This window comes from Tichowtungia aerotolerans, from assembly GCF_009905215.1.
GTDB lineage: Bacteria > Verrucomicrobiota > Kiritimatiellia > Kiritimatiellales > Tichowtungiaceae > Tichowtungia > Tichowtungia aerotolerans.
Map to the genome: position 1 here is coordinate 697,978 of NZ_CP047593.1, position 19,699 is coordinate 717,676.

A 19,699-nucleotide genomic window follows, 5' to 3' on the forward strand; every position below is an offset into this window, starting at 1 on the left:
GAGGCCGGGCAACCACAAGGACTGCCCGTACCCTTTTAGCTGGCGGAGACGTTGATGCGTTTCGCGGCGGAAGAGTTGGAGACCTGAACGTCTTCGGACCAGTCGAATTTTGCAACTTCGACGCGGCCATCGTCGCGCTGATAGGAGCCGGGAACCATGAAGCGGTTCATGAGACGGAAGGTCTTCATAAAGGACGGGTCACGGCGAGTCGGCTGGGCTTTGCGGGCAAAGACGAGTACGGCGGAATCGAGCAGAAATTTGACATCCTCGTCGACGCCTTCGGGCGCATCGTCGAACACCATGTAGCTGGTGCGCACTTCGGGCGAACCAATGAACAGTTCCCCGGCGTTGGACTGGGTCGGCACGGCAAGACCGACACCGCTGCGGGCACCGGAGCCGACAACAAAACGTCCGCGGACCTTGGCCTGGTTTTTGAACACGTTCCATGCGGAAGCACCGAACAGAACACCAATGTTCATGAGCGAGCCGTATTTGCAGGCCTTGATGACATCGAGGATGGAATCATCAATGTCAGCAACCGGGTCGGCAGCATCGTTCCAAGTGGCATCGGTACCGGGGCCGACGGAGTCAACCGCGAGATCGATCACCGTTTTTTCGTGAGCGAGCGCGGCGACTTCGGCCACGGCGACCGCCCCTTCACGGAGCATGTTTTCCAATCCTTCTGCTTCGAGCTGCTCAAGATTATCCACCGGATAATCGAGGGCGTGCGGTTCGCAGTTGAAGGTTTGGTCGGACACTTCAAAACGCAGTTCGGACGCGCGGCCTCCCAGCGTCCGAAGGGTCTTCGGAATGTGGAAGCGGTGTTTTTCGGTGTACTTTTTAAAGCGACCGGTCGAGGTCGGAACTTCGATGGTCGGGGCGATGAAATCCGCCACGGGCATGATGGCGCTCTGGGCGGCACCCTGCGCGAATTGGCGGAGCATCGGGCTGGAGCTGATGGTAGAGAGACGGGACATTTTTAATTCTCCTTTCAGTCGAATTCAGGCATTAGGCACTAGGCGTTAGGTTTATGGTTAGGTGACAGTGATGGTTCCGAGGTTGGCGGGACGAGCGAGCACGAGCTGGGTGTCGATACCCGCTTCTTCAGCGATGGCAACGGCGCGATAAGTTCCAGCATCTTCCGGCAGAACGATCACTTTGCCGGGCTGCCCTTCGACTGCCGGATCAGCCAGCACGAGCGTGTCGCCCGGGTTGCAGGTTCCGATGAGCGGGAGCCGGACATTGGCGGCAGCAGTCACCGGGAGGAAGTAGCCGGCTTCACCGGCGGCGGCTCCTTCGAGCACGAGATAGAGCGTCAGCGCGGTCAGGGAATCCGGCAGAGTCATCTGCGGGGTTCCAGTATCGTGGCTGAGAACCGCCAGGTGGTCATTGGCGGCAGTGAGGTCTTCGCCGCAGTTGAACGGGACGGGACCGAATTTTACATTTGATTGACTCATTTTATTTCTCCGTTGGTTGATTTGAAATTTGGGGCAGCCATGAAGGCAGCCCTTACTCAGCGAGCTCCTGTTCGGCGCGGCGGAAGGCTTCGGTGTAAGCAACGCTTTCCGTCTTCATGATTTCGGCAGCGCGATTGCGGATTTTTACGGCGTTGGATTCGTTGGCGGCGGCATCACGGTTACGGGTTGCCGCGACCTTCGAATCGCGGTTATGCAAAGGTTTGGGGTTGGGAGTTTGAGGTTTAGGGTCGGGAGTTACCGGGGTTTTTAGGTTTTTGAATACCGCCTCGGTTAGTTCGCGGTTTTCAATAAACTGGGCGCGTACTTCATCGCGGTTTTCGATCAGCTCGGCGTTGGCTTCGCAGAAAGCATCGGCGTCCGCTTCGAGTTGGGCGGTCTGAAGGTCGGCGAGCGAGCTTTCGGCGGTTTCCGCCCGGTTGGTCAGCGCGGCGGCTTCGTCTGCCGTTGCCATGTTTTCAATGGCCGCGATCAGATCCGCCTCGGCTGTATCGGCCGGCAGATTCAGTTTGTTGAGCAAAGCATCAATGACAGGTTGCATGGTTTTCTCCTTTTGGTTGGGAGGGCATCCACGAGGATTGCCCCTACCTAAAGAGGCTGAATCAACCGGAGGTGCCGGATTTCGATTTGAAAGGGGCAAAATCCCCTTTAAATTGGGATCATTGGTGACTGCGGCATTCAACAGGCGAACCGGGCGCAGGCGGTCGTTTCCAAGGTTTTCGCAGTCAGATTTCGCCCAGACCGGTGACAGAAAACGGTAGCGGCCACCGACCACGGCTGCCTCCCCAACATCAGACCACCTGATGTTTGCGTAGAGGCCGCCGTACATTTCCGATTGACGATTTTCGATTGCCGATTGGGGAACGAACTTGAGATCGGTGATCCAGCCTGCGGCTTCGGAATGCTTGGCGGCATCAAGAGAGAAATGATCGAAGTCGATCAATAGACCGGGAAAATTCTCAGAAGCGTTTTTGATGGTTTCAAACGCGGTGACCATGCGGTTGCAAGCCGCCTCATCAATGATCTGGGTGACCCCGGCAGCGGCATGGGGAAACTCGCCCAGCGGGGCGAGCTGATACCATCCGTCCTCAGGAAGTTCAAAATTACGATTTAGGATAAGGTTCATATATAAAGAGGCTGAATCAACCGGATTGTTTTTCAGTGAGTGTGTAGCCGGTCTTTTCGGAGAGTTCGGCGGGGTCGATCTGCATACCGGCGGTCTTGAGATCAATGGCATCCTGCACCACCTGACTGGTGGCATGGTTGAGGCCGGGTGAAAATTCAAAGTAAGCAAGCGGCGGCTGACCGGGAAAAAATTCGGTGAGCAACGGGACATCAATCGCATTCTGCAAGACCCCCGCCAGGGTGACGGCGTCCGACTTGGCAATCTGGAGAAAGCTGTCCTGATGCGCACTGCCGGCGAGCGTTCCGCTGCCGGGCTGGGCAAGCATGGTCAGCAGTCCGCCGGTGGCGGCAATGGTGATTTGCTCGTCGAGATATTTGATCTGTTCCTGAAACGGCGGCTTCTCTCCCCCGCCGGTCACAAACTTAATATCGCTGTCGTGCGGAAGGAAACCGCGTCCGTTGGAAAGGATCTGCTCGGCAACCGCCTGATATTCTTTCTGCTTGGCTTCGTCGGCGTTGGGCGGGCCGACCAGAAAGATGGACGGAATGCCATAGACCGAGAGGAAGGAATCCCAATCCGTCTGGGATAGGTTTTTGCGCAGATAGAGAATACTAAGAATGCGGTCGAGCGCCGGAGCCTCAAGGAGAACAAAGTTTTCAGGTTTGATGGATTCGCCGCGCCGATGGCCTGAAACAGCTCCAGCATTGTATTCCCAATCGCCGAATAATCCGTCGCGCACCCAGAACCATTGTTCAACCGGCTCTAAGCGTTCGATCAGTCCGCCGGAGCTCCAATGCTTTTCAAGGTGAGCGAAGCCCCGGAAGAATCCGGTGAACAGAAATGAGACGGCTTCTCGAAAGTTGTCGATGTTGTCGTAGACCATACGCAGGAAATCAGCCTGCTCGTTTGCCAGCGGATTATCCTGTTCCTGTGAAACGACGCGCACATCCCAGTCAAGGGAAAGAAGCGCAGCCCGTCGCCGCTGGATAACAGAGTGGATCATGGCATCAGAGCGTTCCATGTAGTAATAGAACCACTGGAGATCGGCAAACTCCCCGCGCTCGCCGGACTCCTGCAGGGCAACCAGCCGCTGCATATTCAGCCCGCGCAGCGGGTTGGTGGAGTCTCGGTAACCGTGGTCTTTGGTTGAGCAAATGTAGCGCATTGAAAAATTCCTCACTTAAAGAGGCAAAATCAACCGGGCAGAATGCGGGGACGTTTCGCAAAGGGAGAGAAGCGCCCTTTCGGCAAGAGCGGCAGCATCGGCCCGACGGATTCGGTTTCCCAACGGCGGTGGTTGGCGAGTGCGAGGGCCATGACACAGTCATCGTGGAATCCTGCCGGGGCGTTGTAGCTGAGGCGACCGCGGGCGGAAATCTCGTATTCATAGCGCTGCATCTCGTTGGTGAGCACCTGCCATTCTTCCGGCCAGCTCACCCGCTGTTGTTCGACGGCGACGATGAGCCGCTGGACCAGCTCCACTTTGGACTGGGCGGTAAATTTGAACGGTTCGATGTTGGAATATCGCCGCGCCAGATCGTCATAGATCGGATCGCCGGCGCCGGTGGCGTCCAGAATGATGCGCCCGCGCCACTTGCGGGCGAACTCAAGGATGCGGTCTTTCTGGATCGGCCAGTCGAGCTGATTGAAGCGTTCCATATCAAAACAGCGACCCGTCCGCTGGTTCATGGCAACGAGCACGGTAAAGTCGGTGTGCTTGGCCACATCGCATCCGATCACCACCGCCCCCGCGCGGTCTTCGCGGGCTAAAGACCTCTGAGGAAACAAACAGGACGAGACGTTGCGGAAGACCCCGGCACTATCTTCGAGGAACTGCGCATCGTATTCCTGCTGGAAAACATCGGCGGGCAGTGTCCGTTTGGCATCCTCCCATTCCGAGACAGGAAAAAACGGATTGTCGATACTGGGGAACCGGAAGGATTCATAATCCGGCTCATGCGGATCTTCGCCGCGTGTGAACAAATCGTAGAACCAGTTGCGGCCTTTCGGGGTTGAAATGAACACAGCCCAGCCAAGCGTCTGGGCAATGGTCGGTCGCAAAATGTATGTCCAAACATCGGGCGGGATCACCGCCGCTTCATCGACAACAATGCCCTTGAAGCCGTAACCGCGAATATTTTCAGGGTTGTCGGCGGATAGAAACCAAACCCGGCTGGTTCCGTTCGGACTGGTGAATTCCAGCCGCGACGGAGTCCGTCCACTGAATCGGAGAAACTCCGGATCAAAGGCTTCCTGAAATGCCTCGCGTCCCCGATCAGCCACGTTGTAGGTCGGCGCAATCCATCCGTAGTCTCCGGGCTCTAAGACTCCGCGCTCGGCAACTTCTCGGGCAAGGCAGAGGGTTTTTCCGAATCGCCGTCCGGTACAGACAACTCGGAAGCGTGCTTTTGAGCTATGTATTCGGGACTGTCCTCGATGGGGGCAGTATCGGATAGGAGTTTCCATTTGAACTCTCCGTTGTTTTCAAGTGAGAGCGTTGCCTCTTTGGGAAGCAGCGGCATGATGATGCGGCGGAAGAACCAAACGGGGTCGCGCTCAAGCGCTTTCTGAAGTCCGTCTCGAAGCGTTTCCATTACGCCCGCGTCTTTGAGCATGGAGTCAAGCTCTGCGAGAGCGAGCATGCGACCGCTGCGCGGTCCTTTTTTCCCGCCTGCGGGATTTCCTGATTGTCCGGGTTTGAAAGGCATAAAATCTCCTTATCTAAAGAGGACAAATCAACCGGGCGGGCATTGTGTTTCAGAACGTTTCAGAACATTGCTAAGGGCAATAATTTGCAGGGGCGCGGAGCGCACGCGACGCGCCTGGAAGGGGGGACCCTCCGGGGGGGGGGAAACCAGAATCAGGGATCAGGTTTCAGGCAATAGGCATCAGTGCTTGAAACATTCTGAAACGGAAATGACTCCAGCGTTCCAGTCAATCGATCCATCTTCGATGACACCCCGCAGCGCGTGGCCCCTCCCCGGCCAGCAGGCGCGGGCGGATTCCGAGGGCTGGAATTTTTTCATCCGAAGGTTGGAAGCAGGCTGAGCCTGCACCCAACAATTTTCCGAGCGTTGGAAAAAACGGCACCTCGTTTTCCGGGCTCTGGAAAAATTCGAAGACTTTTTTCCGAGGTCTGGAAGAAATGGGAGTCCGCTTTTCCGAGGACTGGAATTTTTGCGGCTGCTTTTTCCGAGCATTGGAAAAATTGCAGGCCGTTTTTCCAGACCTTGGAAGGATTTTTTCCAAGGTTTGGAAAGCCGTGCGGAGCGCGGTTGCGCCGGGGCTTGCGCGTGTGTGGGCTTGCGGTTTCTGCCCGGCGCTTTTCGCGGTGAGGTGTTCTGGGTTTTCTAATGGACAACACCTTGCTCCCGGCAGGGAAGCCGGGCGAGCCCGCGAGCCAAGAGGCGTGCCGCGTAGCGGCGAGTTTCCGGCGGCGGCGACAATGGGCGGGCATCTTCGGGTGGGATGTTGCCCGCCGACGGATTCCCCGGGGTGAACGGAAGCGGGGGCCGGCCGCCATAGTGTTGCCTGCAGGTCGCCGGATCGCTTCGCGCTGCCGAACGGACAGGTTGTGCTCCGCCTTGCGTTGGGCAGAACCGGAATGCAGGCTCCGCTGGGCGGCTGGCCCTCGCTGGAGTGAGCCCCTCCCACCCACTTGACTTGACTAACCAAGGGGCTGGCAGGTTTTGTGCAGCGACGAAGGAGCCAGCACAAAGCATGACAGCTTTGGGTGGAAGGGGGTGAGGCCGAAGGCCGAGGGGGAAGGCACGGGGCCGGAGGCGGGAAATTTGAGACGGATTGTGCAACAGCGTGTCCCCTGCCCTTGGGTGGTGTTTTGCAGGATCGACTCGCCGGGCTTCTGCCTGGAGACTCCAATTTGCCGACTCCGTGAGCTGGGGGCCTGCCCCCTTTGAGTGACTGCGCAGAGGGAAGGCACGTGTGAGGAACGAGCCGTGCCGGGTTGGAGCGAGGAAAGCGGTGTTTGATCCACCGCCACCAAACAAACATAAGTGGTTTTTATGCGATGTTTCGGCCTCTAGGCGAGGTACGAGCTGGCCGACACGTGCGGTATTCCGCGGACGCATAAAAACAACTTATGTGGGTCTGGGGCTTTCCGAGCGTCCCCGGCGCCTGTTCCGCCGGCCGACAAAATGAGCGGAGCGATCCGAGGGAGGCCAACCGGGAACAATCTGAACCGAAAGGAGGCACGACAGAAGGTTCAGTTTGTGGACGGTTTTGAAGGCCGACTGAGGGGGAAGTCCGTGAAGCGATGGCCCGGACTGTCAGACCAGGAGTCCCCTGCCCCGGTGTCTGCGAAATGAGGTACGAATGAGCAGGCTGAGGGTCTGGGGACGGTGGGCTGCAGAACGGGACAGCGCTTGACGGACTTCAAGGTGGCGCTTGTTCCGCCACCCGACAATCTGAGCGGACGCGATCCGAGGGAGGGCCAACCGGAAGGCAGTCTGAAAGAAAGAATGGGGGTTCCGAACAGGAACCGGAACCATTCTTTGTTTCAGTCTGCCGAACGGTTCCAAAGGCCCGACTGAGGCGGAGACCAACGAAGCGAACTTTGACAACGGCTCTTTCACTCTGGATGGAATGAGGTACGAATGGAATCCAGGTGGAAGGCCGAGGGCAAAGGGCGCTTGGTTGGTCTCCGTACAGCAGAAAGCATGACAGTGTATTCACTGGCAGGATTTCTGCCCTAGCGGTGAGGACGACGAACCTTCTGACGGGCAACTTTATACGGAAACAACGATTTCAATACCGGCCAATCCCTCATGGCAAGGCGATGACGCTTCTCTACACACGAAACCGTAACACCCTGACGCTCGGCAATCTCCTTGTACTGCAAACCCTGGTAACGCAAAGAAATCACATCGCGCTGCTCAGGAGGAAGGGAAAGAAAGCCCTGCACAAACTGGGCGAGTGTTGCCGCCGGCAACATCGGGTTATCAGTTAACTGTTCGGAGTTACCCAAAGCAGGCGCGGCAGCTTCCGGAAGGTGCTCGTCATCGTAGGGAACCGAGTAGAATGTATTCTCACGGAGCTTACAGGTAGAACAAGGCAACGCATCCCAAGGGGTGGAATCATAATCACCGCGCAGGATGGCTTCGGAATGGGGACAGGAATGACAGTTCATAAACAGACTCCGGCGTAGAGGGTGACAAGTGACAAAACGGCAAAAACCAACGACACCGAGAAAGCGCCCTGCAGGAAGGGGAAATGTCGTAATGACATATTATGACATCTATATATAAATAATATAGATATAGGAAAAAGCGCCCGCCGTGCAGGGTGTGAGAGTCTGAGGAAAGCTTCACAGGCTTTTTTCAACGTGATGTCATACGTCAGAATGTCAAAAAGGGGCGTGTTCATTGGTGTCTCCTTCAGACAGTTTTTTGATATTGATGATCCAAGAACGCTTAGTGCCGGTACGCGTCTGCTCAAGGGGGTAGCCTTGGGATGCGAGCTTAGACAATTCGCGACCGACCTGACGTGTTGTGTACTTGGCCGCGATACCGGCAAGACCGTCCTGATCGTTAAGCATGGCGGAAAGCAGCTCGGTGGCGGATCCCGTCCAGACATCGGAAACCTGCCCCTCGAAAAACTTCAGCAAAACCTCAAGGAATGAATAGGCACTGGATGAATGACGTGCCGCCTCGAACAGGGAAGCCTCACAGTACGTTTGAACACCGTACCGGGAATCACCCAGGACGTGATCAGGCGGTGACCAGTCGAGAAGCCAGCGCAGGAAAAACGGCAACTCCGCATGAATGATTTCCGCAACATCGTTGGGAAAGGTAAAGGTATCCCGCTCCGCCACACGGAAGAGATTGATTTTGTCGCGGTTCGACAAATCCACGTCGGGCAGAATACGAATCGACTCCGGGTCGGTGTTGCAGGTCACCACCACTCTGCCATTCCATTCGATCAACTTGTCCACGCGATATTTCTCGCGGACCGAGAAAGTACGGTTGGCCGCCATCTTTTTGATCAGGGCGGAAAATTTCATATGGGATTTGTTATCGGTCAATGGAACGACATCGTCGACCGCCCAGACTGCGGACTGGAATAGGTGGGAGTTAAAACCGTCCTCACCGGACAAAAACGACGAAGCATCAATATGGCCTCCGAAAATACGGGAGAGAATTACTGAGGACAGAAGTGTTTTTCCAGAGTTCGGAACACCGGCAAAGAACGACGCCTGACCGGGAAGCATTTTCCCGTCGAGAGCCGAAGAGTACCACCGGCGCAACCAGGCAAGGAAGTATTCCAACTGTTCGGCGGGGTCGAAAAGCGTTGAGAAATAAGACGCAAGCCAAAGAAACCCCGGACAGGTGTCAGGAGTCAGGGGACAGGGATCGGAAGACTGTGCGGATGCAGATGAGCAGACAGGAGTGTCTGCTCCACCTTCTGCAGGCTGCATGACAGAAGCGGTCGAGGTGTTCAAAACACGCAGACCGTTGACGTGAACGATACCTTTCGGACGATGTACCAAGGGGGCCGCACAGGCGATGTACTGCTGTTTTTGTATCCGGTGAATCGCCTGATCCACTGCACTGAATGCCGCACCACGGGGAACCGTAGAGGTCAAACCGCGCTCGACCTTCAGGTGCAAAGCGATGTCTGATTTGTTGTATGCCTGCCACTGGTCGTTGGAGAGTTTTGTCCAATAATCGCGCCCGTCGAAGAATACTTCGGACACGGCCCCGCCGATACGATCAGATTCAAACTGCCGGACAAACTGATGACCCAGAATCGCCGCCCAGGGGATAAACGCCTGCCCGCCGGTAAAACACTGCATGCCGGACTCGCGCACCACCGCCGCTGTTGCATTGTCGGCAGACGAATCCCAGAAGCGGACACCACGCACACCAATTTCAAATTCACCCTGCCAGACACCGGGATATTGTTTTTGCACTTCGTCCGCGATCAGCTCGATGGGGATCACCGGACCGATTTTTTTCCATGCGTAGTTATGGGTTGATTCAATCGCCCACTGCATCATCAGAGGTGCCGGGATCACATCATCAGATAAATGCTGCCACTGCGTACCCGCCTCGTAATATTTACAGGGATCAGAAAAGGCTTCCGCATCGAGACCGACCAGGATTTTTGAGAGCTTGAGTTTTTTCTTAACGTGCTTGAGCAGCTTCGCCGTCAGATCATTTTTATGCAGCGGGAAAGGTTGTTCCAGTTTCCACAACAGTCGCGCTCCCCCGGAAAAGGTACGGCAGATGTACTGGGGTTTGAAATCCCCACACCGTTCCAAAACCGTATCGCGCATGTTTTGATTTATGTCGCCGTCATAATCGGCAACCAGCCAGTGCAGAAAGACCGCCGGATTGTTTTTGGAATCAATGCGGGATGCGGCAATCAGACCTTCGAGACCGGAGTAAAAACAGTGCTCCACATCGGGTTTGTTCCATTGGGTTTTCTGAAGCGCATGGGTAGAGATATTCCACGGCTCGCACTCGGTTGCATGACAACACGAGAGATTTTTGATGGATAAAAACATGATGGTCTCCTTATTTGGTGTAGTGGGTAAAAATTCCGGCTTCGGCATCGACGGGACATCCGGAGAGCCAGTCCGGTGTGGTGCGCATGATTTCGAGGATTTGTTGTTTTGCTTCCTCTGCCTGCGCTTTGGGAACTTCGACGATCACTTCGTCGTGAACGTGAAAAACAATTCGTCCAATGTCTGAACGGTGTATCTGCAAAAGGTGTTGTGCGAACAGATCCCGGGCGGTGGCCTGGACAAGATTTTCGCAGAGCAGTCCGCCGTAGAGACTGCGATCCCGTCCGCCTCGTACTGTTTTGGCGGCGAAGTATCCACGGGGAGTTTTCCGAACATCGAAATATTGAAGGTGTCGTCCAGACGGCAGCTCGATTGCGTAGTCCCCGCCGGCACTGCGTTTGAAGTCGCGATCCAACCGTTTCCAGAGTCGGGAAATTTTCGGATTCTTGGATCGGAAGTCGGCAACGGTTTGTTTGGCATCGGCGAAGGAGAGTTCAATACCACCCAGATTTTTGGCGACTGTAACAAATTTTTTCGGGCCGCATCCGTATCCCAATCCCAGCACTCGCGCCTTTGCCAGTGATCGCATGGCAGGATCTTTTTCTTTCAGAGGCTCGGGATCACTGTATCCCATCGTTGCCCGCGCATGGGCTTCGTAAATATCCACACCGTTCCGAACGAGAGACAAGAAATCATGGTCATCAATCAGCCATGCCAAAATCCTGGGTTCGATCTGAGACAGGTCGGCAATGACAAACACACATCCATCCGAGGGTTGGAAACACTTCCGTAAATTGGCACCGAACATTTCACCTCTCGGCATGTTCTGCACATTGAATCCGGCATCACCGGACCAACGACCCGGTACCGCACCGAAGTATTTGAGGGAATACGGGAAGACCATTGGCTTTAGGCTTTGGGCTTTAGGAGACGGTGCGGGTTGCTCTGCGGGGATAGACAGGCTGGAAGCCTGTCCTACGTTCGGTGTGTCTGCAGGTTGCAAGCGGGACGCTTGCGCTACTTTAATGCGGTTGCGAATGGTGTAAAACCGGGAGAGCAGCATATTGGTCCGGCGGAAAATGCGCATCGCATTCACCCAGGGATACTCAGCGCCGTATTTGTTTTCCCACTGTTCACAAAGCGGGGAATCCATTGCCAATGATGCAGGCGCCGGAATGTTTGCTTTTCGACATTCGAGCGCAAGCTGGCGACGGGAAAGCGGTGTATCTTCTGTGAAATCTTCCACCCACGGCAAAAGCTGAACCGCATCGAACCGCTGTTTCTCCAAGGTCTGGATACTTTTTTCCAGAGTCTGGAAATCGACAGTGATGCCCGCCTGTCCCCATTCAAAAGTTAGCGTCGATAATTCCTGCTCCTCCTCCGGCCAAAGGTGATTGTATTTTTCCCATAGCAGATAACAAAGCCGCGCATCTTCGAGTGCGTAATCTAACATTGCATTGTCTTCGAACAGATCCCCGGTGGTCTGACCGCACGCGTTGCTTCGCTGGGTTTTATCCACCTCGATTCCCAAAAGCTGTTTGCACGCGCCTTTCAGGTTTCGGGGTGCCTGAAGGTAAACCGCCATCGAGGCGGTGCATCGCCACCCGGCAGGTTGAAGCGGCGGAATGATCTTCTGTTCCTGAAGTCGTTTGAAAACCAGAGAGTCGAAGGCTGCGTTGTGAGCAAGCAGCAACGCACCGTTTAGTTTTTCCCAGGATTGGAAATCTTTGGGGTGGCCAACCCAGCGGAACAGAGTTCCGGGTGCAGGAGTGTCAGGTGTCGGGTGGCAGGTGTCAGAAGGCGGACGGCTCGGAGATCCGTCCCTACCATCAACAACCCCATAAACGGACATGAGATAGGCGTCAAATTTCGGATGGTGAACATAGCTCCACGCATCCATTTTTTTCAGGGAGTAGTCCTTGTCGTAGTAGGTTTCGAAGTCCACGGCCAAAGTGGCCGGGACAGTTATTTGTGATTGGTTATTGGTTATTTGGTTCATAAAGCCGGTTTTCACAGAAGGGAACTAAGGAAAGAAAGAGCCCCCGAAGCGCTGGAACGCGACAGGGGCGTCGCGTCTACAATCAGAGAAGCGTCGTGATGAATTCGATGAACTCATCGACATGCTTTCCGTGCTGACGCAGACGCGGGACATAAACCAGGTTGGTGCCGAGTTTTTCCCGGCGCACCTGAAGCGTCCATTTGCCTTTATGCAGCTCGGGCAGTCCGGTTTCTTTGTTGCGCAGTGCGAACCGGGCGGCGGTGTTGATCGCCTTCCCTGCCCGGCTGTAGGCCGAACCTTTCATGGTCCAAAGAGCCAGTTCGTAGGCTTTACCGTCCGGTCCCTGAATCGAGAACTCTTCGGCCAATTCAGCCGACGGTGCTTCGACCAGCACCAGCGCGGTGAGCATCGGGCGCCACGGCGGTTTCTCGTCGTTACGCCAATCGATCCAGCCCCCGCGCTCATGAACTTCATCGAGCGTGTCCACTGTTTCCGGGGTTTCGTCTGAATCATACGGCAGATTTTCCGAGAACTGCTTTTTGGCGTTCAGCACTGTGACATTGAGCGGCTCGCCCCAGGTCTTCGGATCGGTCGATGCCGCCAGAACAATGATGTCTTTGTTCAGCACAACCGCACCGGGATCGAAATCCTCGGAGAGCGGGCCAACGCTCTGGACGATGTTGATACGAGGAAGGCGGAAATCCGATTCCTCGTAATCGCCGGCAATGCCACCAATTCCGGGAAGATCTCCAGCCGCCTTCGCAGGAAGCTCCGGCGAGCCAACGGAGGTCGGAGGACAGAGGTCAGAGGTCGGAGACCCACCCCGCCCTTCGGGCACCCCTCCGCCGGAGGGGATCTTTGCGGGGACAGACAGGCTGGAAGCCTGTCCTACTTTCTCTGCGGGTTCGGACGAGGCAGGCGAGACGCCTGCGGTACTTTTTTCTTCTTTTTTGAACGATGTTGTTTTTGTGGTCATTTTTCTTTCTCCTTTAATTAGGGCGACCACGGGGGATCGCCCGTACTGTTATCTTTCTTTTGCTAGATAGGTGATGTCGGGGTCGGTCATGCAGAGTCCCTCTGCTGTCAGAAGCTGGTTGAGCTTCCGAATCGCTTTAGCCCCCTGCCCTCGTTCCTGAATGGATTTGACCGCTTTTTCCAGTGAAGTGACCGAGATCGAACAGGCGGGAAGGAACTGCTCCAGCGGCAACGGAAATTCCGTGCTAACTATTTCCCATACAGCGGCAAGATCCTTCAGTACACGCCGTCCGCTGCGGTGTTTGAGTTCGTAGCCGGGAATTTCCTGCCCGCTGCGCACCATTTCCAAGGCATGGGCTTTGACGGCATCGGCCCACTCGATCAGGACGGGTGCCAGGCGAAGAGCCAGCGCCATCTGGTCAGGCTCGGCGATCTGGAGCGGATCCATTACCGCCGGGAGTTCCAGCCGGTTCGGCAGCTTTTCGGCTACCATCATTGCCTTGGCTGTCAATGCCGGACAGGTGGCTTTGGCTCCGCAGTACTGGCAGTTGTCAGGATGCGGGCTGTACGGACTGTTCGGGTCTTCCGCCTTTTCGATCACGGTAGCGACGCGATCACGCATCCGGTCATAGTCAGCAGAGCGGGTGAAGGTGTGTTCTGTGCGCAGATCGCAACGCGGCTGCAGAAACACCACCTTGACCGAATCGACACCAAACAGGTCGAATACGCCAAGGGCGTATGCCCAGCCCTGAAGGTTGACCTCCGCATCATCGACCGGGACACGCCCCATTTTGTAATCAATGACGGTTGCGGTGTTCGTGCCGATGATAACGACATCGGCAGTGCCGAAAGTCAGCCCGCAGATATCGACCTGCAATTCGGTGTAGCGAATTGCTCCGGGGATTTCCGATTGCAGCTCGTCGACCGCATCCAGGCACTCACGCACCTGGGCGATTTGCTCAGGGTTGAGTCCATCGAGACGACCGGTTTCGGCCGCCCCGTGCATCATCGTTCCCTCATCAGCGGCCTCGGATGAACCGGGGCGATTTTGCCAATGGGCGCACAGCTCTTTGTTTTTCAGCGAGCTGGGGCCATGCTTTGCGTGGAGTTGATTTGTCATAAAAAACTCCTCAATCGCCTTTGAACATAAAGATGAACCAAGCCTGAGCACCCCGGAAGTAACAGGCACAGAAACAGGCAAAGAGCCCATCTCCAATCGATGTGTCCTGCACGACTGCAGCTGTGACCACAGCCCAAAGAAGTAGCTCAAAAATGATGATTGCCAACGCCAGCAAAATGCGGCGGGTGATCAGTTTTCCCGAAGAACGGGTGAGTTCCTCGCGGACCTCGTCGGTGATCTCTTTTTTCAGTTCGTTTTTGTCAATGGTTTCCATAGTTGAATCTTTCGTTATTGGTTATTTGGAATTGGTTATTGGGAGAGACAGGCTGGAAGCACTGTCCTACGTTGGTGGGCCGCGGGCTGGATGAGCTTTATTCATGATTCGCCCTCTTGCGCTTTAAGATCTTCGGAGCGGCGTTTGAGAAGCCGGTGGATGTCCCGGGCTGCGCCAAGCGCATCGCCGGAGAAAATGGCGTGAACATCGAAGTTGTATTCTAGCTCGCTGAGCTGGTGAAAAATGAAGGTAGCGCCGACCCGACCACGGGTAAAAATAGAATAATCGAAGAGCTCGATGTCCTCGCGGCAGGCTTCGACGACGTAGAATAGACGCGGGAATCCGACGGCATGGACGCGGCGGATTTTTTTCAGCTCACGAATCCAATTCTTCTGGATGGCCAGCGACTGAATCAGATCGGGCAGCGATTTGCGCTCGACGGCGAAAAAGTCCTGGTCGCCTTCGATGGCATAGTCGAACGTGCCGATGGTTCCGCGCACGGTGGCACAGTGTTCGAACGCCAACGGAGTCTGCTCTCTTGTATCGATTCGAATCAGCATGATGCACCGCCTGTGACAGGAGAGTTTTTAACCGCGAAAGAACGTGAATGGGCGCGAATTGAAGACGGTACGGATGAAGGATCACAGACAGGAGTGTCTGCGCCACAAGGAGACGGTGCGGATTCAAAGTTTTTGGACGGGTCGCCGGAATAGAAATCGAATTGAAATTCGTGCCAAAGATCAGCGATGGCGGCGGAGTCGCCTTCACGGGCTTTTTCGAGAAGCTGGATAAAACGGGGATCAACCACGGGACACCGCCTTCCCTCTGGCGAGATCAAGCACGTCAGTGCGACGTAACCGGAAGGCGTTGGGGTAAATTTCGATCTTGGTCAAGCGACCGGCTTTGATAATGCGCCAGAGCGTCGCTCTTGAGCACGGGATCAGCTCGCACGCCTCCCCCATTGTCAGGAACAAGGGCTCGTTGCTATCTGCGGGGAGTTCTTCTCCGCGAAGAATTTGTAAGGCCCGTTCTTTGGCTTCGTCGGTGGCAGCGAAGACCGCCTGAATGATTTGTTCGTCTGTCACTGTCATCTGATTTCCTCCAGTTGATGGAGAAAGCGTGACAGCAAATGAAAAAGCCCGCATGGAAGCGGGCTATGGAAAGGAAATGGAAAACGGGTGGAAACTTATAAAAGCCAGCTATATTTTCCCATTGCAGCATCAATGGTTTCAAATATTCGGTCGAAATCGCCAGGCGGAGCTCCCCTAAAAAGGTCTTCTTTAAACCGGTCACTGCTCCATGGCTTTTTTGGATACTGTCGGTTGTATGCGTCCCGTATTACTTCGACATCAAATTGGCGCTTGCCAGACCGGCGAACATGCTCCTGGATAAAACGGACTACCGCACGGCGTTTATGGGCCTTGGCTAAGTTAATTTCATACCCGTCGTCAAAAATGATTCGTTTGAAATCCAGAGTAATCTGGACATCTGGACTGGGAACGTAAATAGAGTCTTCAGCTCCATATAGAAATTCTGAAAACAGCTTTTTTCCGGGCACGGATGCCTTTAGGTGAAGGGGGTTGATTTCAGCAATGCGGAACAATGAAAGCAATGCACATTTTTTCTTTTTGAACAGCGGGAACAATTCCGGAAGATCCGAACTGGAGAACAGAACGAATGGGGATTCTTCTTCGATCAACAGTTTTTTTGCAGCCTGTTCGCAGGAAAAGGAGCTGCCGAAAAGCAGATACACGGGATATTGCAGGGTTGCTCCGGCGAGCCAACCGATACGGCATGGGAAACGGGAAATATCCAGATGTGATTCCGGAGTGATTTCAAGCTGCTGACAAAGCTGTTCAGCAAACCGATACACATCAAACCGGAGGAGGCAGGCATCATCGAATGAAAGAGCCTGCTTTTCGCAGTAGGAATCGGCTGGCGGAATAGAAACGATGTCCTGATCGGAATGCCAATGAATGCGGTGAGTCCCGTTGCATTTTTGACAGGGATGTGATTTGGGGCGTGACCCGGTCGGCTGCAACCAATGCTGCCGAAGCCGGTCGAACGACTCCGTGCCCAGAGTATCACGCAAGATGAAAGCGGGCGCAGACAGGGACGGGAAGGCTTCAAGCAGGGTTTTCAGCATCCTCAGCCTCCGGCTTATCCAGCACGTAGCCGTTCTGTTTCAAAAACCGTTCAATTAAAGGTGCGGCTCCATCGCGTTTAAAAAGGACACGTCCGGGCGGGCAAATACGAACAGAACGCTCTCCAATCTGAACACCGTCCACTTCGGCAAATTCCAGTTTAATGGTGGCCTGCCTGAGCTGTTGGATGGAATTCCAGAGAACACCGGATGATGCCAGAGCCTTTTCCCGCTCATCAAATGAGAGTAGCAGGTCATCCGACTTATGGGCAACCGTTTCGTTTTGGCTGTTGCCGACCGGATATTCAATGCGGAACAACCGGGCACCGTTAAGGCCGGGAATACCGCCGCAGTTTAAGGCCCCAGATTTCTTTTTGAGCAACGGCTTAAGGGTGTAAACATCGCCCGGCTGGAAGAAATCGAGGTCGCCAAATAGCGCTTCGCCAAATGCCAGCGCATACTGACGTTTGACTTTGGTTCCGTCCGCATGCACCTGAAGATCGTTGATTTCGGAATCGTAGATGACAATATCGTGCAGCTCTTTGTATCCGAATGAAGCGACACTTTCGCCGGTATCCTGATTGATCTGGGCTTCGCGTTTAAACGCATCGCCGCGCCGCACAACAAACCAGATTGCTCCGGCGCGTTTAAAATAGGTAATTTCCGCCCTCTTCCCCCGACGGTTCGCGTCAAACCAGAGACCCATGAGGGTTGTGAGTTTGGAGATCTGTTTTTTGGTGACCGTTTTGCGGGTTTCACCGAGCGGCCCGCGGAACACATCGGTTGCCTGAATATTTTCAACGCTGGTTTCAGCCAATACCCGTTTTACAAGGTCAGAATCTTTAAGCCATGCTTTAATTGAGCAGCCGATCGGACAGACGTGGGCTTCCTGCAAAGTAAAATCCGGATGCACCTTTTCAAATTCAGTCTGGAGCTGATCGGCACCGTCATTGGTTGCCATTGCATCAATGTAATAGAGTGCGTTGGCCAAATTACGGGGCAAGTCCTCGGGCAAACGAAACTGTTCAACAAGCTTTCGGCAATTGATGTCGCCATTTTTCAGGCGCGGGATTTTATATGCCGGATCGCTGGATAGCAGCGTCTCCAAGTCAGATTGCGAACCATCGCTGAGCGCGACCTCATTTGTAATATTCAAAAGCCTGAATGCCATCCCGTCTCCTTCTCAAATTTGTTTTGAGCCCCGCTCCATATTACGCCATGTGAAAAACTTCGGAAAGCGGCTGGAAGATCGGCATGTTGCTGGGATAGGTTTCCATGAGGTCAGCCATGTGATCCCACCATTTCTGAACGATCTCCAAATTTTTCAAATCATCCACCGTGTTATTATCGCTCAGTATCTGAATGGCGAACAGCGTGAGTGTCTCCTCATCAAAATAGATGGAGTAGTACAAAATTCCGGCATCGGAATGGGCTTTGACGAGTTCAGGCCAGACTTCACCGTGGCGCCTTTTATATTCATCCGCGCAGCCTGGCTTCAGCTTGAGTTTGAATGCATTGTGCTTCATTTATCTTCTTTCTGTTGGCTTACCCTCGCAAATAATCGGGGCACACCATCACGCAACTTGATCCGCAGAGATCTTTTTTTGAATGTTCAGTTGTTTCTGAATGTCGTGGATGCGTTCACGGGTAAGCGGGTAGAACTTGAAAATGACGGCCGCAAGAGCGAGACAGCTCATCGGAAAGAAGACCAGGATGTAGCGCAACCGTGTAATGGTTTCCGGCGTCATGGTTTCCGCGCCGGCGATATACCCTGCCTTTTTGAGCAGAACACCGAGTGCCACACCGATCACCGTAAAGGCCAGCTTAACGACAAAACCAAACGCCGCAGAAAACATACCTTCCCGGCGATAACCGAAAGCCAGCTCATCTTCGTCGCAGACATCGGCAATAAATGCGCCGTTGAGCAGCCAGCAACAGTTGAGTCCAAACCCGAGCATGGCGGCGGAGATTAACTGAAGGTATGGATAATCCGGATTCACCAGAATGAGATTCAACAAGTTGGCTGCAGCGGCTGTTAAAAGCCCGATAAGCAACACTTTCTTTTTGTCCAGCAACTGAGCCAGAACCGGCACAATGAACGAACTGATAAACATAGTGACAGCCAGCGTGCTGCCAAACAGCCCAAACAGAGTTGCTCCGGCTACCTTGTCACCGCCATGCACATAGAAAATATTCAGATATTGCATCAAGGGATTCACAAAAAAGTTTCCGGTAATCACCAACAGAATCATCCCGAGCAACAATGCAAAAGATTTGTTTTTTGAGACCAACTTCACCGAAGACCACAATCCGATTTTTTCCTGACTTGCGGATTTCACCCGCTCTTTCACAAAAAAGGAGACAGGCATAATAGCAATCAAAATAAACAGCGCACAGGCCCAGGCCACATAGCGGGAACCGAGCACCTCAGCCTTGACCGAACCATCCGCGGCCATTTTGGAAAAGATCATAAGCGGTTTTTGAAACCACGCCACATGCTGCTGCTCCAGCAGTCCACGGGAGTAGTTTCCGACCACAAGACAGAGACTAAAAATCCACGGAAGTGCAAATGCCGACAACGAGTTAAAAATACAGCGGTACTTCTGGATATAGGCCCTTTCATCATAATCATCGGTCAGCTCCAGGCCGAGCGCGGTATAGGGAACAGAATAAACAGTGTAGGCCAGATAAAAAAGGATACAGGCAACTGTTGCGTAGGCAAACATCGACCGCTGCCCCATATGGGGTGACGCCATATAGGTCAGCCCGAAAATCAGCGCCATCAGAATGCCGCCCCACAGAATGAACGGCCGCCGGCGTCCGAAACGGCTGCGGCAGTTGTCGGACATGTTTCCAACCACCGGGTCAGAAATCATGTCAAAAAAGCGGGGAATTGTCATCGCCCAGCCAATCAACACCGAATCGAGACCGAGGCCTATATTGTACACCGGCATGAACATGCCGTTGAGCCCGTTGACTGCAATCTGTTCGCTGAACCCGCCAAGCCCCCACGAGAGCTTTTCCTTCATCGGGACTTTCTTACTGACTGTTTCCATTCTGAA

18 protein-coding genes are annotated in these 19,699 nt (G+C 54.4%); all 18 read right to left on the reverse strand.

The genetic code is table 11. The features are described from left to right. Positions 1-35: 35 nt before the first annotated feature. The 18 genes from GT409_RS03025 to GT409_RS03105 all read right to left on the reverse strand — a co-directional run bounded on the left by GT409_RS03025 (position 36) and on the right by GT409_RS03105 (position 19,693). Positions 36-977, reverse strand: a complete 942-nt coding sequence (locus tag GT409_RS03025; protein ID WP_160626815.1) for a hypothetical protein — start codon at positions 975-977, stop codon at positions 36-38. Between the two features lie 57 nt (positions 978-1,034). Beyond that, positions 1,035-1,457 (reverse strand): hypothetical protein, encoded by a 423-nt coding sequence (locus tag GT409_RS03030; protein ID WP_160626817.1) that lies wholly within the window; start codon positions 1,455-1,457, stop codon positions 1,035-1,037. Between the two features lie 52 nt (positions 1,458-1,509). Continuing rightward, on the reverse strand, positions 1,510-2,601 hold the full coding sequence (locus GT409_RS03035; protein ID WP_160626819.1) for a phage protease: 1,092 nt from the start codon (positions 2,599-2,601) through the stop codon (positions 1,510-1,512). A gap of 16 nt (positions 2,602-2,617) precedes the next feature. Next, the gene (locus tag GT409_RS03040; RefSeq protein ID WP_160626821.1) at positions 2,618-3,766 is read right to left on the reverse strand and encodes a phage portal protein family protein; all 1,149 of its coding nucleotides are present in this window, start codon (positions 3,764-3,766) and stop codon (positions 2,618-2,620) included. Between the two features lie 29 nt (positions 3,767-3,795). Next, positions 3,796-5,022, reverse strand: coding sequence for a terminase large subunit domain-containing protein (locus GT409_RS03045; protein ID WP_233231644.1), 1,227 nt, complete (start codon positions 5,020-5,022; stop codon positions 3,796-3,798). Then, positions 4,923-5,309, reverse strand: coding sequence for a hypothetical protein (locus GT409_RS15835; RefSeq protein WP_233231593.1), 387 nt, complete (start codon positions 5,307-5,309; stop codon positions 4,923-4,925). Before GT409_RS15835 ends, GT409_RS03045 begins: the two co-directional genes overlap by 100 nt. A gap of 2,000 nt (positions 5,310-7,309) precedes the next feature. After that, the gene (locus GT409_RS03050) at positions 7,310-7,747 is read right to left on the reverse strand and encodes an RNA polymerase sigma factor (RefSeq protein WP_160626825.1); all 438 of its coding nucleotides are present in this window, start codon (positions 7,745-7,747) and stop codon (positions 7,310-7,312) included. A 216-nt stretch (positions 7,748-7,963) separates the two neighbouring features. Further along, positions 7,964-10,126 (reverse strand): primase-helicase family protein, encoded by a 2,163-nt coding sequence (locus GT409_RS03055; RefSeq protein WP_160626827.1) that lies wholly within the window; start codon positions 10,124-10,126, stop codon positions 7,964-7,966. Between the two features lie 10 nt (positions 10,127-10,136). After that, positions 10,137-12,125, reverse strand: coding sequence for a DNA polymerase (locus tag GT409_RS03060; protein WP_160626829.1), 1,989 nt, complete (start codon positions 12,123-12,125; stop codon positions 10,137-10,139). Between the two features lie 82 nt (positions 12,126-12,207). Beyond that, positions 12,208-13,101, reverse strand: coding sequence for a hypothetical protein (locus GT409_RS03065; protein ID WP_160626831.1), 894 nt, complete (start codon positions 13,099-13,101; stop codon positions 12,208-12,210). Between the two features lie 48 nt (positions 13,102-13,149). Then, the gene (locus tag GT409_RS03070; RefSeq protein ID WP_160626833.1) at positions 13,150-14,220 is read right to left on the reverse strand and encodes a DUF2800 domain-containing protein; all 1,071 of its coding nucleotides are present in this window, start codon (positions 14,218-14,220) and stop codon (positions 13,150-13,152) included. A 10-nt stretch (positions 14,221-14,230) separates the two neighbouring features. After that, positions 14,231-14,494, reverse strand: coding sequence for a hypothetical protein (locus tag GT409_RS03075; RefSeq protein WP_160626835.1), 264 nt, complete (start codon positions 14,492-14,494; stop codon positions 14,231-14,233). 101 nt (positions 14,495-14,595) lie between these two features. Beyond that, entirely contained in the window at positions 14,596-15,054 is a 459-nt protein-coding gene (locus GT409_RS03080) for an ERCC4 domain-containing protein (RefSeq protein ID WP_160626837.1), read from the reverse strand. Between the two features lie 240 nt (positions 15,055-15,294). Then, positions 15,295-15,585, reverse strand: a complete 291-nt coding sequence (locus tag GT409_RS03085) for a helix-turn-helix transcriptional regulator (RefSeq protein ID WP_160626839.1) — start codon at positions 15,583-15,585, stop codon at positions 15,295-15,297. Positions 15,586-15,680: 95 nt separating this feature from the next. Next, positions 15,681-16,640, reverse strand: a complete 960-nt coding sequence (locus GT409_RS03090) for a hypothetical protein (RefSeq protein ID WP_160626841.1) — start codon at positions 16,638-16,640, stop codon at positions 15,681-15,683. After that, entirely contained in the window at positions 16,621-17,808 is a 1,188-nt protein-coding gene (locus GT409_RS03095) for a hypothetical protein (RefSeq protein WP_160626843.1), read from the reverse strand. Before GT409_RS03095 ends, GT409_RS03090 begins: the two co-directional genes overlap by 20 nt. A gap of 40 nt (positions 17,809-17,848) precedes the next feature. Beyond that, a complete protein-coding gene (locus GT409_RS03100; protein ID WP_160626845.1) occupies positions 17,849-18,163 on the reverse strand; it encodes an L-rhamnose mutarotase in 315 nt (104 codons plus the stop codon). A gap of 48 nt (positions 18,164-18,211) precedes the next feature. Further along, the gene (locus tag GT409_RS03105) at positions 18,212-19,693 is read right to left on the reverse strand and encodes an MFS transporter (RefSeq protein WP_160626847.1); all 1,482 of its coding nucleotides are present in this window, start codon (positions 19,691-19,693) and stop codon (positions 18,212-18,214) included. Positions 19,694-19,699: the final 6 nt, after the last annotated feature.